Source organism: Acidimicrobiia bacterium (assembly GCA_036271555.1).
In the GTDB taxonomy this organism is placed as follows: domain Bacteria; phylum Actinomycetota; class Acidimicrobiia; order IMCC26256; family PALSA-610; genus DATBAK01.
This window is the reverse complement of sequence record DATBAK010000051.1, coordinates 44,291-59,731: the sequence shown is the minus strand read 5'-3', so window position 1 is coordinate 59,731 and position 15,441 is coordinate 44,291. Positions and strand designations below refer to the sequence as shown.

Sequence of the window (15,441 nt, the reverse complement as noted above, 5' to 3'; positions counted from 1 at the left end):
TCACCGGTGACGCGCAGGCCGACCCGCTCGTAGAAGCGCCGCGCGCGCGGGTTCGTCTTCAACACCTGCAGCACCAGCGGGAGATCGTGCGCGTGCGCGGCGGTGGCGAGCAGGCCGACCAACCGCGCGCCGAGCCCGATGCTCTGGTACTCGGGATCGACCTCGATGTTCGCGAGGTAGATGCCACCGCGGTCGCGACGTGCCTCGATCATGCCCGCGGCGCGGCCGTCGACGCTGACGATGGCCGTGCGCGCGAGATCGGGGTCGAACATCGTCCGCTGCTCGCGCTCGTCCCAGCCACCGAACGCGTCCGCGATGTACTCGCGCATCGTCGCCTGCTTCAGCGTGAAGAGGTACGTCCGGTCGCCTTCCGTCGCCGGCCGTACGGCGAACGGCAGGCGCGCGACGAAACCGTCGGCGCCGAGGCAAGGGACGCCGGGATCGACCGCGACCTCCGACGCGAGCACCACGTCCTCCGCGAACCCGGCGTCGCGCAGCTCGCGACCGCTGAGGCTCTCGGCGAGCAGCGCGTCGAGGTCGGCGCGCGCGGACGCGAACGCGCGCGCCGCGGTCTCGGCTTCCGCGGAGAGGTGCACGCCGAGGTTGCGCGCTTCGGACGCGATCGCCCCCGCACCGAGCCAGTCCTCGAGCGCGAAGCGCGAGCGGTCGGCGCCCGTCCAGTCCGCCTTCCACTGCTCGGCCGCGGCGACGATCGTGACCCGCTCCACGAGCTCGAGCCGGCGCGCGACCGCAACGAACTCCCCGACCGCCGCGCAGTTCCGCAAGCTTCCGACGACGGCGAACGGCGCGCCCGCGCACGCGGTCGTGAGCCGGCCGCCGTTCGGCGAGGGGAGCACGAGCCGATCACCCGCGCTCACGCGCGACGCGCTCGCCGGCGACAACGTGAATCGCGCGCTCGGGTCGCCGCGGTTCTCGCCCGCGACGTGCGCGCCGAGACGCTCCGCCACCGCGTCGCGGCCGCCGAGCGTGGCGATGTCGTCGGGAGCGAGGCCCCGCACGGTCGCGCCCCGCTGGGTGAGCAGCGTCACGACCGTCGAGAACGACATGACGTCGACCACGACGACACCGTCGCCCCGCGCGACCGCCTGTTCGACGCCGGGAACGCCCCACTCGACGTGGATGTCGGCCGCGGGCCACGGATTGCGCGCGGCGCTCACCGGGTCACCGGGTCACCGGGTCACCGGGTCACCGGTACTCGGGCTCCGGCGCTTCGCGCACGCTGCAGTCGCTGCCGAAGACGAGGAACCGGTCGAGCGATCGCATGAGCCAGCGGTCGTGCGTGACCGCGACCACCGTGCCCTCGAACTGCGCGAGCGCGGTCTCGAGCGCCTCGGCCGACACGAGGTCGAGGTTGTCGGTCGGCTCGTCGAGCAGGAGCAGCGTCGCGCCGGACGTCTCGAGCATGAGGATCTGGAAGCGCGCCTGCTGCCCGCCCGACAGCGTGACGAATGGTTGCTCCGCGCACCCGTGCAGCTCGTAGCGCCGCAACGAGGCCATCGCCTCGCCGCGGCTGTGACCGGCGCGCATCATCACGTCGAGCAGACGCTCGCCGTCGCCGGCGCGCGACGAGGTCTCCTCGTGCAGCTGCGAGAAGTAACCGGGTACGACGCGCGCGCCGAGCTTCCACTCGCCCGCGTGCGCGACGTCGTAGCCCGCGAGCAGCTTGAGGAAGTGGCTCTTGCCGGTGCCGTTGAGACCGACGACACCGATGCGCTCGCCGAACAGGATCTCGGCGTCGAACGGATCGGTGAGCCCGTCGAGCTCGAGGTGCTCGGCGGTGAAGACGCGCTTGCCGGTGCGCGCGCCGCCGAGCTTCATCGTGACGTTCTGCTGCGCCGGCCGTGCCGGCGGGGGCTCACGCTCGAACCGCTCGATGCGCGTCTTCGTCGCACGGACGCGCGACGCGAACGTGTCGCTCCCCATCTGCGCGCGGCGGCGGAACTCGTTGAGCGCCTTGACGAGATGCTTCTGCTCCTCGAGGTAGCGACGATGCTGGTCGTCGAGACGCGCGAGCCGCGCGTCGCGCGCCTCGTGGTAGCCCGCGAAGCCGCCCCCGTGCGTCCAGTTGCCGCCCGCTTCGATCGTCACGATCTTCCGCGCCGAGCGCGCGAGCAGCTCGCGATCGTGGCTCACGAACAGCACCGTCTTCGGCGACGCCGCGATCGTCGCCTCGAGCCACTCCTTGCCGGGCACGTCGAGGAAGTTGTCGGGTTCGTCGAGGACGAGGACGTCGGCGTCGGAGCGGAACAGCGCCTCGAGCGCGAGCCGCTTCTGCTCGCCGCCCGAGAGCGTCGCGAGCCGGCGATCGGCGACGGATTCGAAGCTCGCGTCGAGCACGCGCGACGTGCAGACGTCCCAGAGCACCTCGGCGTCGTACCCACCGGCGTCGCCGTACGCGGCGTGGGCGCGGGCGAGCCGCATGCCCGCCGCGTCGGACGGGTCGGCGGCGGCCGCGGTCTCTGCCGCGGCAAGCTCGGCCGCGGCAGCGCCCAACGCCGGCGGCGAGACGCCGACGAGCAGCTCACGAACGGTCGCGTCGTCGGTGCCGAGGAGCTGGCGCATCACGAGCAGGCGACCGTCGACGGCGACCGTTCCCCGTTGCGGTCGCAGGTCGCCGCAGACGATGCGCAACAGCGTGGTCTTGCCGCTGCCGTTCGCGCCGATCAGCGCGACGTGCTCACCGTCGCCGGCGCGCAACCCGACATCGTCGAGCAACGTCCGTCCTCCGGGCAGCGCGTACGACACGCCGCTGACGTCGACCGCGCCCATGTCTACGGTCGCGCTCGCTGCGCTCGCGGCTCCGAGGCGCGGGACGGGAGCGAGTTCGGTCGCGTGCTCGCTTCGCTCGCGGCTCGACGGTTCGGCAAAACCACGGCGCGAGCCTAGAGAGCCGTCCTCGGACGGCTCGCCGATATCGACCGTCGCTCCGTTTGCGCCGGCACGAACGGCGGGTCACCTTGCGGCCGGCGCGACCGGCGGACCGAGGCGTCGAAGCTCGCGAGCCCGACCAGAAAGCTCAGTGCGCGGCGTCGAGCCCGGTCATCGTGCGGAACTCGTCGGTGGTGTTCACGTGCGGGAACGGCGAGTCGGGAACCGGCACGTCGAGCGCCGCGCAGATCGGCTCCCATCCGTCACCCGGCTCCCAATCCACGAGCCGGTCGGCGGGCACCGTCGCGCGCACGTGCGCGTTGTGGCGCTCGTACGCGGCCTTCGCCGCCACCGGATCGGTGACGTCACCGAAGTGCGCGAACAGACCCTCGATCATGTGGTGCCACTCGGGGTTCTCGGCGCCGACACCGTCCATCACCGCGAAGATCGTGTTGTTCGCGCTCTCGAACCACGCGTCGGCCGACTTCCTTGTCGACAGCAGGACGATCGCGTCCGGGTATGCCGCGGCGATCGGCTCCCAGAATTCGGACGCCGGCCAGTCGACCGCGGCGACGTACGAGCCGAGGATGTCGTCCCACGGGCCCGGGTTCGCGTCGACCGCACGCTGCCAGCGGGGCACGTCGTCGGGACGGCCGAACACTTCCATCATGTGATAGCAGGGCCCGCCGAGCAGCTGCTCGAGCGCGAGCTTCAAGGAGTGCGTGCCCGTCCGCCCGACACCCGCACCGATCACTTTCAACGGCATCCCGATCCCCCCGGTCGAGAAGCCTCGCACGGCCTGGTTCGTGGCCGCAACGGGCGCGGATCAACCGGGAGACAACGGGCGGGTCGTAGCATGAGCGCCGTGACTGCCCCCGGGCGGCGCACGAGGGAACGCTTGCTCGACGTCGCCGAACAGCTCTTCGGTGAACGCGGCGTCGACGCGGTCTCGCTGCGGGAGATCCGGCTCGCCGCCGGGGCGCGCAACGCGGCGGCGGTGCAGTTCCACTTCGAGAACCGGGCCGGTCTGATGCAGGCGCTCATCGACCGGCACATGCCGGCGATCACGGCGATCCAGCGGGAGCTCTTCGAGGCGACGATCGCCGATGGGCAAGGCGACGACGCCCGCAGCCTGGTCGCCGTGCTCGTGCGGCCTGCCGCCGTGTACCTGCTGCGGGGACCGAGCGAGCGGGCGTGGGTGAAGATCATGAGCGACCTGCTCCAGCGCCCGGATCTGCACGTGCGGGAGATGGTGTCGTCGGCGCCCGAGATCGCGACGAAGGTCGGCACCGCGCTCTACGAGCAGCTCGCGGAGCGCATGCCCCCGGAGATCGCGGGCGAGCGGATCGTGACCCTCGCCCAGACCTCGCTCCATCTGTGCGCGGACCGCTCGCGCGTCGAGGACGACCCGAGCGGCATGCGGGCCCACCTGCCGGGACAGCTGTTCGTCGAGAACCTCGTCGACATGGTCTGCGGGGCGCTCTTCGCCCCCTTCACCGCCACCCCCTGACGCCCGCGCCGCCAGCGCGCTGACCAGGGCCTTTGGGCATCTGATCGAGTTTGGCGACGCGCCCGCGTCGCCGTTCTCGATCAGATCGGAATTACGCAAGTGATCACTTGTTAAAGTGGCCGGCACTCCGACGAAGGGGGATGGCCATGGCGGTCGCAGTGATCACGGGAGCCTCGCGAGGATTCGGGAAGGCCCTCGCCGCCGACCTCGCGGCGGACGGTTGGGACGTCGTGCTCGACGCTCGCGACGGCGCCGCGCTCGACCGGGCCGCGGCCGAGATCGCGTCCGGCGCCGCGCCGGGTGCCCGGGTGCGGGCGGTTCCGGGCGACGTCGCCGACGCGGGTCACCGCGCCGAAGTCGTCGCCGCCGCGCAGCAGCTCGGCGGCATCGACCTGCTCGTCAACAACGCGAGCCTGCTCGGCCCGTCGCCCCAGCCGGCGCTCGCCGACTACCCGCTCGACGAGCTCGAGTCCGTCTACCGCGTCAACGTGATCGCGCCGCTCGCGCTCATCCAAGGCGCGCTGCCCGCGCTGCGTGCCGCGCACGGCACCGTCGTCGACATGACGTCCGACGCCGCGGTCGAGGGCTACGAGGGCTGGGGCGGTTACGGCTCGTCGAAGGCTGCGTTCGAGCAGCTGAGCAATGTGCTCGCCGCCGAGGAGCCCGACGTGCGCGTCTACTGGTTCGACCCCGGCGACATGCGCACGCAGATGCACCAGGAGGCGTTCCCAGGCGAGGACATCTCCGATCGCCCGCTCCCCGAGCGCGTCGTGCCCCGCCTCCGCAGCCTGCTCTGGAACGCGCCACCGAGCGGCCGCTACCGCGCCGCCGACCTCTCCGACGTCGTGGAGGTGAAGTGATGACGAGCACGCTGACGAAGCCACTGACGCAGTCGCCGCGGCTGACGTTCGATCTGCCGCCCGAGCTCGAGGCGAGCGCACCGCCCGAAGCGCGCGGCATGACGCGCGACGCGGTGCGGATGATGGTCGCGCACCGCGGGACGGGTGAGCTCGTGCACACGACGTTCGCGTTGCTCCCCGCCTTCCTGAACGACGGTGATCTCGTCGTGGTGAACACGTCGGGCACGATCCCGGCCGCGATCACTGCGACGACGGCGACCGGCGCCGAGATCACCGTGCACCTCTCGACCCGGCTCGACGACGGTCGCTGGGTCGTCGAGCCGCGGCGCATCGCCGGCCACACGACCGAGCGGTGGCCCGACGACGACCCGCCGCGCGCGTTGACGCTCGCACCCGACGCGTCGATGAGCCTGCGCGAGCGCTACCTCGACAGCGCGCGCTTGTGGGTCGCGGAGCTCGACCTGCCGCACCCCGTGCTCACGTGGCTGACCGTGCACGGCCGGCCGATCCGCTACGGATACGTCGAGCGGCCGTGGCCGCTGTCGGCGTATCAGAACGTGTACGTGACCGAGCCCGGCAGTGCGGAGATGCCGAGCGCCGGGCGCCCCTTCACGCCCGACGTGATCATGCGCCTCGTCGCGAAGGGCATCGGCGTGACGCCGGTCGTTCTCCACACGGGAGTCGCTTCACTCGAAGCCGACGAACTGCCGTACCCGGAGCCCGTGCACGTGTCGGCGACGACTGCGATGCGCGTGAACGCGACGCACGCCGCCGGCGGACGCGTCGTCGCGGTCGGCACGACCGTGGTGCGCGCGCTCGAGTCTGCGGTCGACTGCGACGGCACCGTGCACCCGTTCGACGGATGGACCGACCTCGTGATCACACCGGAGCGCGGGGTGCGTGCGGTCGACGGGCTGCTGACCGGATGGCACGAGCCCGAGGCGTCGCACCTCTTGATGCTCGAAGCGGTCGCGGGTCGGCCGCTGCTCGAAGCGTCGTACGCGGCGAGCCTCGCCGAGGGCTACCAGTGGCACGAGTTCGGCGACGAGCACCTGATCCTGCCCTAGCGAACCAGCGACGACGGTCGCGGCGCGCGCTACGACCGATCCCGCGGGCCCATGAGGCCGATGTCGTGACCGTCGGGATCGCGCACGATCGCGAAACGCGCACCCCAAAACGCGTCGTAGGGCGGCTGCCGGCCGACGGCACCCGCGGCGACGAGATCGCGATACGTCTCGTCGACCGCGGCGCTCGTCGGCAGCGAGAAGCCGAACACGACGGTCGGCGCGCGGTCGCCGCGCACGCCCGCGTTCCACGACGACGCGCTCACGATGTTGTCGAGCTCGAGGCTGAAGCCGTTGCCCATCGCGATCTCGACGTGGCGCGCGCCGGACGACGCGTCATCGTCGTCGTCGACGCGCACGCCGAGCCGCCGGTAGAACGCGACCATCGCGTCGATGTCGCCCGTCACGAGGTTCACCTGGCCGAGCTGCGGAGACGGGTCATCGCCGGGCATGGCGGCTTCTCTCACTCACTTCCGCAGGCAACGCCCGTTCGAGCGCGGCCGGCCCGGCACCCGCGAGCTCGCGCAACGCGCGCTCGACCTCCTGCGCCAGGATCAGACTCGTCGTCTCACGCGCGATCGGGCGCAGCACGCCGAGCGCGGTCGCAACCTCGCGCGGGCTCGCCGCGCCCGCGAAGCCCGCGCCGGTGCGCTCGACCACGAGCTTCACCGCGTCGTCGACGGCCTTGGCCAGCCGACGCCGCAGAAGATCGCGCAGCCGCCCACTCAGCTCCACCTCGATCCCCGCGTCGTGCAGCTGCAGCGCGAGGTCGAGCAGCATCGGGCTCGGCACGAGCCAGCCGCCGCCTTCGGTGGGCTTCACGTAGTCGGCGTCCTGCAGCTCCGCGAGCAGGCCGACGCGCCGATCACCGATCAGCTCGGCGAGCTGCTCGCGATCGACGATGCGCGGGCGATCGTCGGACCACGGAGCCGTGAGCGTTGCGTCGATGCCGAGCCACTCCGACACGGTGCGCGCCGGTCGCGACCGTGCGACCAGGTCGCGGATCGCATTGAGGGTGAGACCGCGGTCGCGCAGCTCCGCGATCAACGCGAGCCGCTCGAGGTGCTCGCGGCGATACACCGCGTCGCGGCCCTGCTTCTCGGGTTTCGGGAGCAGCCCCTCCGACTGGTACCAGCGGATCGTGCGGACCGGGAGCCCGCTCCGGTCGGCCAGCGCCTGGAGCCCGAACGTCGGCTCCGATTTCGGCTCCGACTTCGACTCCGATTCCGGCTCCGGCTCGGGCTCGGGCGCTTCGGGGCTCACCGGCCGAGTCAAGCACACGTCGCCGAATGATTACAGTAATAACTGGCAGAATACCTTGACAGTGTCGACTGCAAGTGTTTGGGTGGGCGCATGACCCCCACCGCCTCGCTCCTCCCCCGTACCGCCGCCCGGGCCGACCAGCTGGTCGCGGCTTCGCAGCGCGCCACCCTCGATCCCTTCGTGCACGTCGACTGGAACGTGCCGATCGACGACTCCGCCTTCCACCTCCCGCCCGAGCAACTGCCGCTCTACGGGACCGCGCCCTACGACGCGATGAGCGAAGCCGACCGCATCGCCTACAGCCGGCACGAGACGGCGGCGCTCTGCGGCGCCGGCATCTGGTTCGAGAACGTGCTCATGCAGGTGGTGCTCCGCCACCTCGCGGAGCTGCCGGTCACCGATCCGGCGCACCGCTTCCTCCTCGTCGAGGTGGCCGACGAGTGCCGGCACTCCGCGATGTTCGGCGAGTACGTGCGCCGCGCCGGCACTCCGGCCTACCGGCCCGCTCTGTCCGGCACCGTGCTGTCGGACTCCGACGGTGGCAGCGAACGCCGGATGGTGTCGTACCTCTTGATCCTCGCAGTCGAGGAGCTGCTCGACTCGATGAACCGCGCCACGATGCGCGACGAGCGCGTCCACCCGACGTCGCGCGCGATGGCGAAGCTGCACGTACTCGAGGAAGCGCGGCACGTGAGCTTCGCGAAGACCTACCTCGCGGAGTCGTGGGCGACGCTCGACGCGAACGCGCGGCGGGTCGTGATCGAGGCTGCGCCCGTGCTCGTGTCGGTCGTCGCGGAGCTGAGCGTCGACCCCGCGGTGTACGACGAGCTCGGCATCGCGGACGGAGCGGAGATCGCGCGGGCCAACCCGCATCACCGGCAGGTGATCGTCGCCGGCTTGGCGAAGCTCACGGCGTTCCTCACCGACATCGGCGTGATCGACGACGCGAGCGTCGAGGCCTGGACCGCGCTCGGTCTGGCCGCCTGAATCCCTCGGCCCGCGGACGCGTCAGCTCTTGATTCGCTCCATGTTCGGGTCGTAGAGCGGGCGGATCGACGCGATCGCGGGAACCCGCGCGTCCGCGATCTCGACGTCCCACCGACCGTCCTTCACCCACGCCGCGGTGATCGGCTCGTCGGCCTCGACCATCGCGAGCCCCACCGCGCCGCCGAGCGTCCAACCGTACGACGCGGCGCGCACGTAGCCGACCGCGCGGTCGTCGCGCCGCACGACCTCGGCGTGGAACATCAGCGGGTCGGGATCCTGCAGCAGCACCTGGAGCAGGCGGCGGCGCAACGGTCCCGCATCGCGCACCGCCATCACCGCGTCGCGTCCGATGAACCCACCGGGCTTGTCGTACGCGACCGCGAAGCCGAGTCCGGCCTCGAGCACCGAGTCGGTGTTGTCGATGTCGTGCCCGTAGTCGCGGTAGCCCTTCTCCATCCGGAGGCTCGCGAGCGCCTTGAGCCCCGCGTGCCGCAACCCGAATGCCTCCCCCGCCGCGATCAGCCGGTCGTACACGTGCGTCGCCTGCTCGGTCGGGATGTAGAGCTCGTAGCCGAGCTCACCGAGGTACGTGATGCGGATGCAGAGCACGCGCGCGAAGCCGATGTCGATCTCGCGCGCGCAGCGATAGGGAAACACGGAATTCGAGAGATCCATCGACGTGACCGACTGCAGCAACGCGCGCGACTGCGGACCCTGCACGTTGATCTGCGCGTACCCCGACGTCAGGTCGGACACGCTCACGTGCGCATCCGAAGGAACGTGTCGACGCATCCACGTGAGCGCGTGGCCGTGCGCGGTATCGGACGCGACGACCCAGTAGCGATCGTCGGCGAGCTTCGTGACGGTGAGATCCGCTTCGATGCGACCGAGGTCGTTGAGCCACTGCGTGTACGTGATGACGCCGGGCTCGCCGTCGACATCGTTCGCGGAGATGTGCGAGAGCACCCGCCCTGCGTCACACCCCTGCACGAGGAACTTCGACATGAACGACATGTCCATGACGATCACGCCCTCGCGCGTCGCCCGATGCTCCTCCGACCAGGAGTCGAACCAGTGCTGACGACCCCACGACAGCGCGCCGGCGACGGGTTCGACGCCCGGCGGCGCGTACCAGTCGGCGCCTTCCCAACCGCTCACGTCCTTGAAGTACGCGCCGCGCGCCGCGAGCCGATCGTGGATCGCCGACCGCTTCACGCCGCGCGCGCTCTGCATCGACCGGAACGGGAAGTGGCACTGGTACACCATGCCGAGCGACTCGACGGTGCGCGTCGCTCGGTACTCGGGGTTCGACTGGTACGGGTGCAGCCGGTCGATGTTGAAGCCGGTGACGTCCATGTCGGGGCGGCCGGTCGTGATCCAGTGCGCGAGCAACCGGCCCATGCCGCCACCGGTGAGGATGCCGATCGAGTTCAGGCCCGCGGCGACGAAGTAGTTGCGCAGCTCGGGCGCCTCGCCGACGACGGGTTGCAGGTCGGGGGTGAAGCTCTCGGGGCCGCAGAAGAACTTCTTGATGCCGACCTCGCTCGTCACCGGCACGCGCGCCATCGCGGCCTCGACGTACGGCGCCATGCGGTCGTAGTCGGGCGCGATCTCGCCGAACGAGAAGTCGTCGGGGATGCCGTCGACGTGCCACGGCGCGCACACCGTCTCGAACAATCCGACGAGCAGGCCGCCGACCTCCTCACGGATGTAGCCGAACGACGCCGGATCTTCGAGCACCGGCAGGTTCGGCGGGAGATCGGCGATCTGCTCGGTGATCAGGTAGTAGTGCTCGGCCGCCTGGAGCGGGATGTTCACCCCCGCGGTCGCGCCGAGCTGGCGCGCCCACATGCCCGCGCAGTTCACGACGTATTCGCACTCGATGTCGCCGTGTGCGGTGCGCACGCCGCTGACGGCGCCACCGCGCTGGAGGAATCCCGTCACCGCCACGCCCTCGACGATCGTCGCGCCCTGCATCCGCGCCCCGCGCGCCATCGACATCGTGACGTCGACCGGGTTCGCCTGACCGTCCTCGGCCACGTAGAAGCCGGCGAGGATGTCGTCGGTGTGCGCGAGCGGGAACAGGTCGTGCACTTCGCGGGGCGAGATCTCGTGCACGTCGACGCCGCAGTGGCGATTGAACGCGGAGACGCGCCGGTACTCCTCGAGCCGGTCCTGATCGGACGCGACCTCGATGAAGCCGCAGGGCTTGAACCCGGTCGCGAGGCCCGTCTCCGCTTCGAGCCGCGCGTAGAGCGCGCTCGTGTACTTGCGCAGCTCGGTCGACGTCTCCGACGTCGAGCCGAACGTCACCATCAGCCCGGCTGCGTGCCACGTCGTGCCGGACGTGAGCCGATCGCGTTCGAGCAACACGACGTCGGTCCAGCCCGCGTGCGCGAGGTGGTACGCGACCGACGTGCCGATGATTCCGCCGCCCACGACGACGACGCGCGCGCGCGACGGCAGCACCGGGTCCGACATGCGCCGCAGCCTAGGCAGCGGTCCGACCGGGCTCCGTTACCTACGGAATCCGTAGGTACGCGCGCCCGCGCGGGTTCCGTGACGGATCGTGACGGGATGCTTGCGGTGCGGTGCTTGCGGTCGCGCTGACGACGTGCGACATTGCGGCGGAAGTCGCCGGGGGGCGACCAATGGGGCCGCGGCCGACGGTCGTGGTCTCGGCATTGGGGAGGTGGGCAAGCTGAGCGAGACTCGCGACGACGTCATCGACCTGCGCCACGTCTCGAAGCATTTCGGCGACTTCGTCGCGGTGCACGACGCGAACTTCGCGATCGCTCGCGGCGAGTTCTTCGCGATGCTCGGGCCGTCGGGCTGCGGCAAGACGACGACGCTGCGCATGATCGCCGGCTTCGAGACCCCGACGAGCGGTGAGATCCGCCTCGAAGGCGAGGACGTGTCGCGCGTCCCGCCCTATCGCCGGAACGTGAACACCGTCTTCCAGCAGTACGCGCTCTTTCCGCACATGACGGTGTGGGACAACATCGCGTTCGGCCCCCGCTCCCGCAAGGTTTCGGAGCCCGAGACCCGCAAGCGCGTCGGCGAGCTGCTCGAGATCGTCCGCCTCTCCGAGTTCGCGAAGCGCAAGCCTGCGCAGCTCTCCGGTGGTCAACAGCAGCGGGTCGCGCTCGCGCGCGCGCTCGTCAACTTTCCGAGCGCGCTACTCCTCGACGAACCGCTCGGCGCGCTCGACCTCAAGCTCCGGCAGGCGATGCAGATCGAGCTCAAGCGCATCCAGCGCGAGGTCGGCATCACGTTCATCTTCGTGACGCACGACCAGGAAGAGGCGCTCACGATGAGCGACCGCATCGCGGTGATGAACCTCGGCTGGGTCGACCAGATCGGCCGCCCCGAGGAGATCTACCACCACCCCGAGACCGTCTTCGTCGCCGGCTTCATCGGCCAGGCGAACCTGTGGCCGGTCACCGTCGAGTCGACCACTTCGGATTCCGTCGTCGTCGCGCTCGGCGGGTTGAAGCTCGGCGCGCCGCTCGAGGGCAACACCGTCCGCGCCGGCGAACACGCGCAGCTGATGGTGCGGCCCGAGCGCGTCCGCGTGAGCCCGACCGATCCGGGGGACGGCACGCCGATGCTGCCGTGCACGGTGATCGACTACGTGTTCCAAGGTCCGGTGATCCGCTTCGCACTCGCCGGTCCCGACGGCAACGAGATCGTCGCCCACGTCGGTGCCGAGGAACGGCTGCCGATGTTGCGACCGGGTGATCCGATCTGGGCGGGCTGGGACGCGAGCGCGGCGCGCCTGCTTCCCGACCGCCGGCCCGGCCCGCTCGACGACCCCACCGCCGATCCCGAAATCGAACCGGCCGCGTCCGTCTGACCGGCCTTCTCGAGGAGCATCGATGAGCCCACGCCAGCGCAAGAACATCGTCTCGAACGCCGTCAGCCGGCGCGAGTTCCTCGGACGTGCCGCGCTCGTCGGCGGGGCCGCGGTGTTCGGCGGTCCCGCGATCCTCGCAGCGTGCGGCGGCGGCGGCATCAAGAACAAGGGCGCGTCGCCGGGCTCGACGAACGCGCTGACGTCCGGCTGCAAGCTGCCGAGCCAGTCGTCGTCGAAGACGCTCTCCATCTCGAACTGGCCGCTCTACATCGACAAGAAGACGGTCGGCGACTTCCAGACCGCGAGCGGCATCAAGACCACGTACAAAGAGGACTACAACGACAACGAGGAGTTCTACGCGAAGTACCGGCCGCTGCTGAGCCAGTGCCGCGGGATCGGTCGTGACCTCATCGTGGCGACCGACTGGATGGCGAGCCGCATGATCTCGCTCGGCTGGGCGGCGCGGATCGACAAGACGAAGGTGCCGAACGCGTCGGCGAACCTCCTCGACAGCCTGCAGCACCCGGCGTTCGACAAGAGCCGCGACTACACGATGCCGTGGCAGTCGGGCATGACGGGCATCGCGTACAACAAGAAGCTCGTCGCGAACCTCGGGCTCCAGCCGCCGAAGAGCTTCAAGGACCTGCTCGCGCCGCAGTACAAGGGGAAGATCACGTTCCTCACCGAGATGCGCGACACCGTCGGGCTCTGGATGCTCGCCGAGGGCGAGGACCCGTCGAAGGCCACGTACGCGAGCGCCGCGAGCGCGTTCACCGCGATCGAGAACGCCGCGAAGAGCGGGCAGATTCGCCGCTTCACGGGGAACGACTACGCCGACGACCTCTCGAACGGCAACGTCGTCGCGGCGATGGCGTGGTCGGGCGATGTCGTGCAGCTCGAGCAGAACAACAAGGACCTCGTGTTCGTCGTCCCCGAAGAGGGCGGCATGTTGTGGTCCGACAACATGATGATCCTCGCGACGAGCGCGCACGTGGCCGACGCCGAGTCGTGGATCGACTACGTGTACGACCCCGCGCACGCCGCGCAGATCACCTCGGAGGTGCAGTACATCTCGCCGGTGAAGGGTGTCGCCGACGAGCTGCGCAAGACCGATGCCGAGCTCGCCGACAACCCGCTGATCAACCCCCCGGCCGACATCCAGAGCCGGCTGCACATCTTCGGGCCGCTGAGCGCCGACGTCGAGAAGCAGTTCAACACCCGGTTCCAGCAGATCCAGAACGGCTGACGAGGTACTCGGTCAATGGCCGGTGAGGCGCAACGGCGCGGCGGCTTCACGCCCTACGCGCTGCTCGCGCCGGGGATGCTCTGGCTCGTCCTCTTCTTCATGGTGCCGATCTGGTTCCTTCTCCAGACCGCGCTGTCGAAGGCCGACGCGGTCGGCAACACGTCGTTCGTGTGGCGCTGGGCGAACTTCTCCGACTCGTGGACCTCGTATCAGCACCAGTACCTGCTGTCGTTCCGGTACGCGTTCATCGCGACCGTGCTCTGCATCGCGATCGGCTACCCCCTCGCGTACGTGGTCGCATTCCGCGGCGGTCGCTACAAGAACGTGCTGCTCGGCCTCGTGGTCGTCCCGTTCTTCACGAGCTATCTCGTGCGCACGCTTGCGTGGAAGACGATCCTGCAGGACCAGGGCCCGTTCGTCCGGTTCCTGCGCGACGTGCATCTCCTCTCGCAGAACGGTCACCTGCTGAGCACGAGCTGGGCCGTGATCGGCGGGCTCACCTACAACTTCCTGCCGTTCATGGTGCTCCCGATCTACGTGAGCCTCGAGAAGATCGACCCCGGGTTGCTCGAAGCCGCGCGCGACCTCTTCTCGAGTCCCGCGCGCGCGTTCCGCAAGGTCGTGCTGCCGCTGTCGTTGCCGGGCGTGTTCGCGGGCAGCCTGCTCGTGTTCATCCCCGCCGCGGGCGACTTCGTGAACTCCGCGCTCCTCGGCAGCCCGCAGACGCGCATGATCGGCAACGTCGTGCAGGGCAACTTCCTCGAGACGCTCGACTATCCGTCGGCGGCTGCGATCTCGTTCGTGCTGATGGCGATCATCACGGTGCTCGTGCTCATCTACTCGAAGATCCTCGGCACGGAGGAGATCGCCTGATGGCCGTGCTCGAGGCCGCTCCGCCGACGCCGACCGCGGCGCACTCGAGCGCCGAGGCCGGCGGTCGCTACGCGCCGCGCTGGCTGCGGCGCACCGGTAACGGCGCGCTCAACGGGTGGGCGGTCTTCGCCTACCTCTATCTCTTCGCGCCGATCGTCGTGATCATCCTGTTCAGCTTCAACAACCTGAACGGCATCACGCACCCGTTCAACTACACGTGGCGCGGCTTCACGCTCGAGAACTGGCGGCATCCGCTCGGGAAGTTCCCGGAGCTCGGCGACGCGATGGTCGAGAGCCTCAAGATCGCGTTCCTCGCATCGTTGATCGCGACCGTCATGGGATCGCTCGTCGCGATCGCGCTCTCGCGCTACCGGTTCCGCGGCGGCGCGCTCGTGAACCTGCTGCTCGTGCTGCCGCTCACGACGCCGGAGATCTGCCTCGGTTCGTCGTTGCTCACGCTGTTCCTCACGCGTGGCATCGAGCTGGGGTTCGTGACGATCCTGATCGCGCACGTGATGTTCTGCGTGAGCTTCGTCGCGCTGACGGTCAAGGCGCGCATCCGCGGTTTCGACTGGACGCTCGAGGACGCGGCGATGGACCTCGGGTCGCCGCCGTTACGCACGTTCCGCAAGGTCACGATGCCGCTCATCATGCCGGGCATCATCGCCGCGTTCATGCTGTCGTTCTCGTTGTCGATCGACGACTACATCATCACCGTCTTCAATGCCGGCAACACCGTGACGTTCCCGATCCAGATCTTCACCGAGCAGAAGATCGCGGTGCCGCCGCAGATCGACGTGCTCGCGACGATGATCCTCGCCGCGAGCTTCCTGCTGATCGGCGCGGGCACCACGCTGCGATTGGTCCGCGAGAACCGCCTCGCCGCGGGCTGA

Annotated in this window: 14 protein-coding genes; 8 read left to right on the top strand and 6 right to left on the bottom strand. The window is 69.9% G+C overall.

Features of this window, described 5'->3' with window-relative positions; all coding sequences use genetic code 11:
* The 3 genes from VH914_13120 to VH914_13110 form a co-directional block, all read right to left on the bottom strand.
* Window positions 1-1,178 (bottom strand): GNAT family N-acetyltransferase (locus VH914_13120; protein HEX4492142.1); only part of this gene is annotated, 1,178 nt, incomplete at its 3' end.
* A 28-nt stretch (window positions 1,179-1,206) separates the two neighbouring features.
* Window positions 1,207-2,790: an ATP-binding cassette domain-containing protein gene (locus VH914_13115; GenBank protein HEX4492141.1), complete on the bottom strand. Its 1,584-nt coding sequence runs from the start codon at window positions 2,788-2,790 to the stop codon at window positions 1,207-1,209.
* Between the two features lie 247 nt (window positions 2,791-3,037).
* On the bottom strand, window positions 3,038-3,655 hold the full coding sequence (locus VH914_13110) for a sulfotransferase (protein HEX4492140.1): 618 nt from the start codon (window positions 3,653-3,655) through the stop codon (window positions 3,038-3,040).
* 90 nt (window positions 3,656-3,745) lie between these two features.
* Here VH914_13110 and VH914_13105 point away from each other — a divergent pair, with 90 nt between their 5' ends.
* The 3 genes from VH914_13105 (at window position 3,746) to VH914_13095 (ending at window position 6,326) form a co-directional block, all read left to right on the top strand.
* Window positions 3,746-4,399 (top strand): TetR/AcrR family transcriptional regulator, encoded by a 654-nt coding sequence (locus VH914_13105; protein HEX4492139.1) that lies wholly within the window; start codon window positions 3,746-3,748, stop codon window positions 4,397-4,399.
* A gap of 146 nt (window positions 4,400-4,545) precedes the next feature.
* A complete protein-coding gene (locus tag VH914_13100) occupies window positions 4,546-5,259 on the top strand; it encodes an SDR family oxidoreductase (GenBank protein HEX4492138.1) in 714 nt (237 codons plus the stop codon).
* Entirely contained in the window at window positions 5,259-6,326 is a 1,068-nt protein-coding gene (locus VH914_13095; GenBank protein ID HEX4492137.1) for an S-adenosylmethionine:tRNA ribosyltransferase-isomerase, read from the top strand. The genes VH914_13100 and VH914_13095 overlap by 1 nt, the downstream gene beginning before the upstream one ends.
* A 29-nt stretch (window positions 6,327-6,355) precedes the next feature.
* Here the strand turns inward: VH914_13095 and VH914_13090 are convergent, their stop codons facing one another.
* Both VH914_13090 and VH914_13085 read right to left on the bottom strand, forming a co-directional pair.
* A complete protein-coding gene (locus VH914_13090) occupies window positions 6,356-6,775 on the bottom strand; it encodes a VOC family protein (protein ID HEX4492136.1) in 420 nt (139 codons plus the stop codon).
* The gene (locus tag VH914_13085) at window positions 6,762-7,586 is read right to left on the bottom strand and encodes a MerR family transcriptional regulator (protein HEX4492135.1); all 825 of its coding nucleotides are present in this window, start codon (window positions 7,584-7,586) and stop codon (window positions 6,762-6,764) included. Before VH914_13085 ends, VH914_13090 begins: the two co-directional genes overlap by 14 nt.
* Window positions 7,587-7,676: 90 nt before the next feature.
* Here VH914_13085 and VH914_13080 point away from each other — a divergent pair, with 90 nt between their 5' ends.
* A complete protein-coding gene (locus VH914_13080) occupies window positions 7,677-8,573 on the top strand; it encodes a diiron oxygenase (GenBank protein ID HEX4492134.1) in 897 nt (298 codons plus the stop codon).
* Between the two features lie 21 nt (window positions 8,574-8,594).
* Here the strand turns inward: VH914_13080 and VH914_13075 are convergent, their stop codons facing one another.
* Window positions 8,595-11,054 (bottom strand): FAD-dependent oxidoreductase, encoded by a 2,460-nt coding sequence (locus VH914_13075; protein HEX4492133.1) that lies wholly within the window; start codon window positions 11,052-11,054, stop codon window positions 8,595-8,597.
* Window positions 11,055-11,265: 211 nt separating this feature from the next.
* Here VH914_13075 and VH914_13070 point away from each other — a divergent pair, with 211 nt between their 5' ends.
* Genes VH914_13070 through VH914_13055 form a run of 4 tightly spaced genes read left to right on the top strand, consistent with a single transcriptional unit; the run spans window position 11,266 to window position 15,441 of the window.
* On the top strand, window positions 11,266-12,429 hold the full coding sequence (locus tag VH914_13070) for an ABC transporter ATP-binding protein (protein ID HEX4492132.1): 1,164 nt from the start codon (window positions 11,266-11,268) through the stop codon (window positions 12,427-12,429).
* A gap of 22 nt (window positions 12,430-12,451) precedes the next feature.
* Window positions 12,452-13,675: an extracellular solute-binding protein gene (locus tag VH914_13065; GenBank protein ID HEX4492131.1), complete on the top strand. Its 1,224-nt coding sequence runs from the start codon at window positions 12,452-12,454 to the stop codon at window positions 13,673-13,675.
* A 15-nt stretch (window positions 13,676-13,690) separates the two neighbouring features.
* On the top strand, window positions 13,691-14,548 hold the full coding sequence (locus VH914_13060) for an ABC transporter permease (GenBank protein ID HEX4492130.1): 858 nt from the start codon (window positions 13,691-13,693) through the stop codon (window positions 14,546-14,548).
* Window positions 14,548-15,441: an ABC transporter permease gene (locus VH914_13055; protein HEX4492129.1), complete on the top strand. Its 894-nt coding sequence runs from the start codon at window positions 14,548-14,550 to the stop codon at window positions 15,439-15,441. Before VH914_13060 ends, VH914_13055 begins: the two co-directional genes overlap by 1 nt.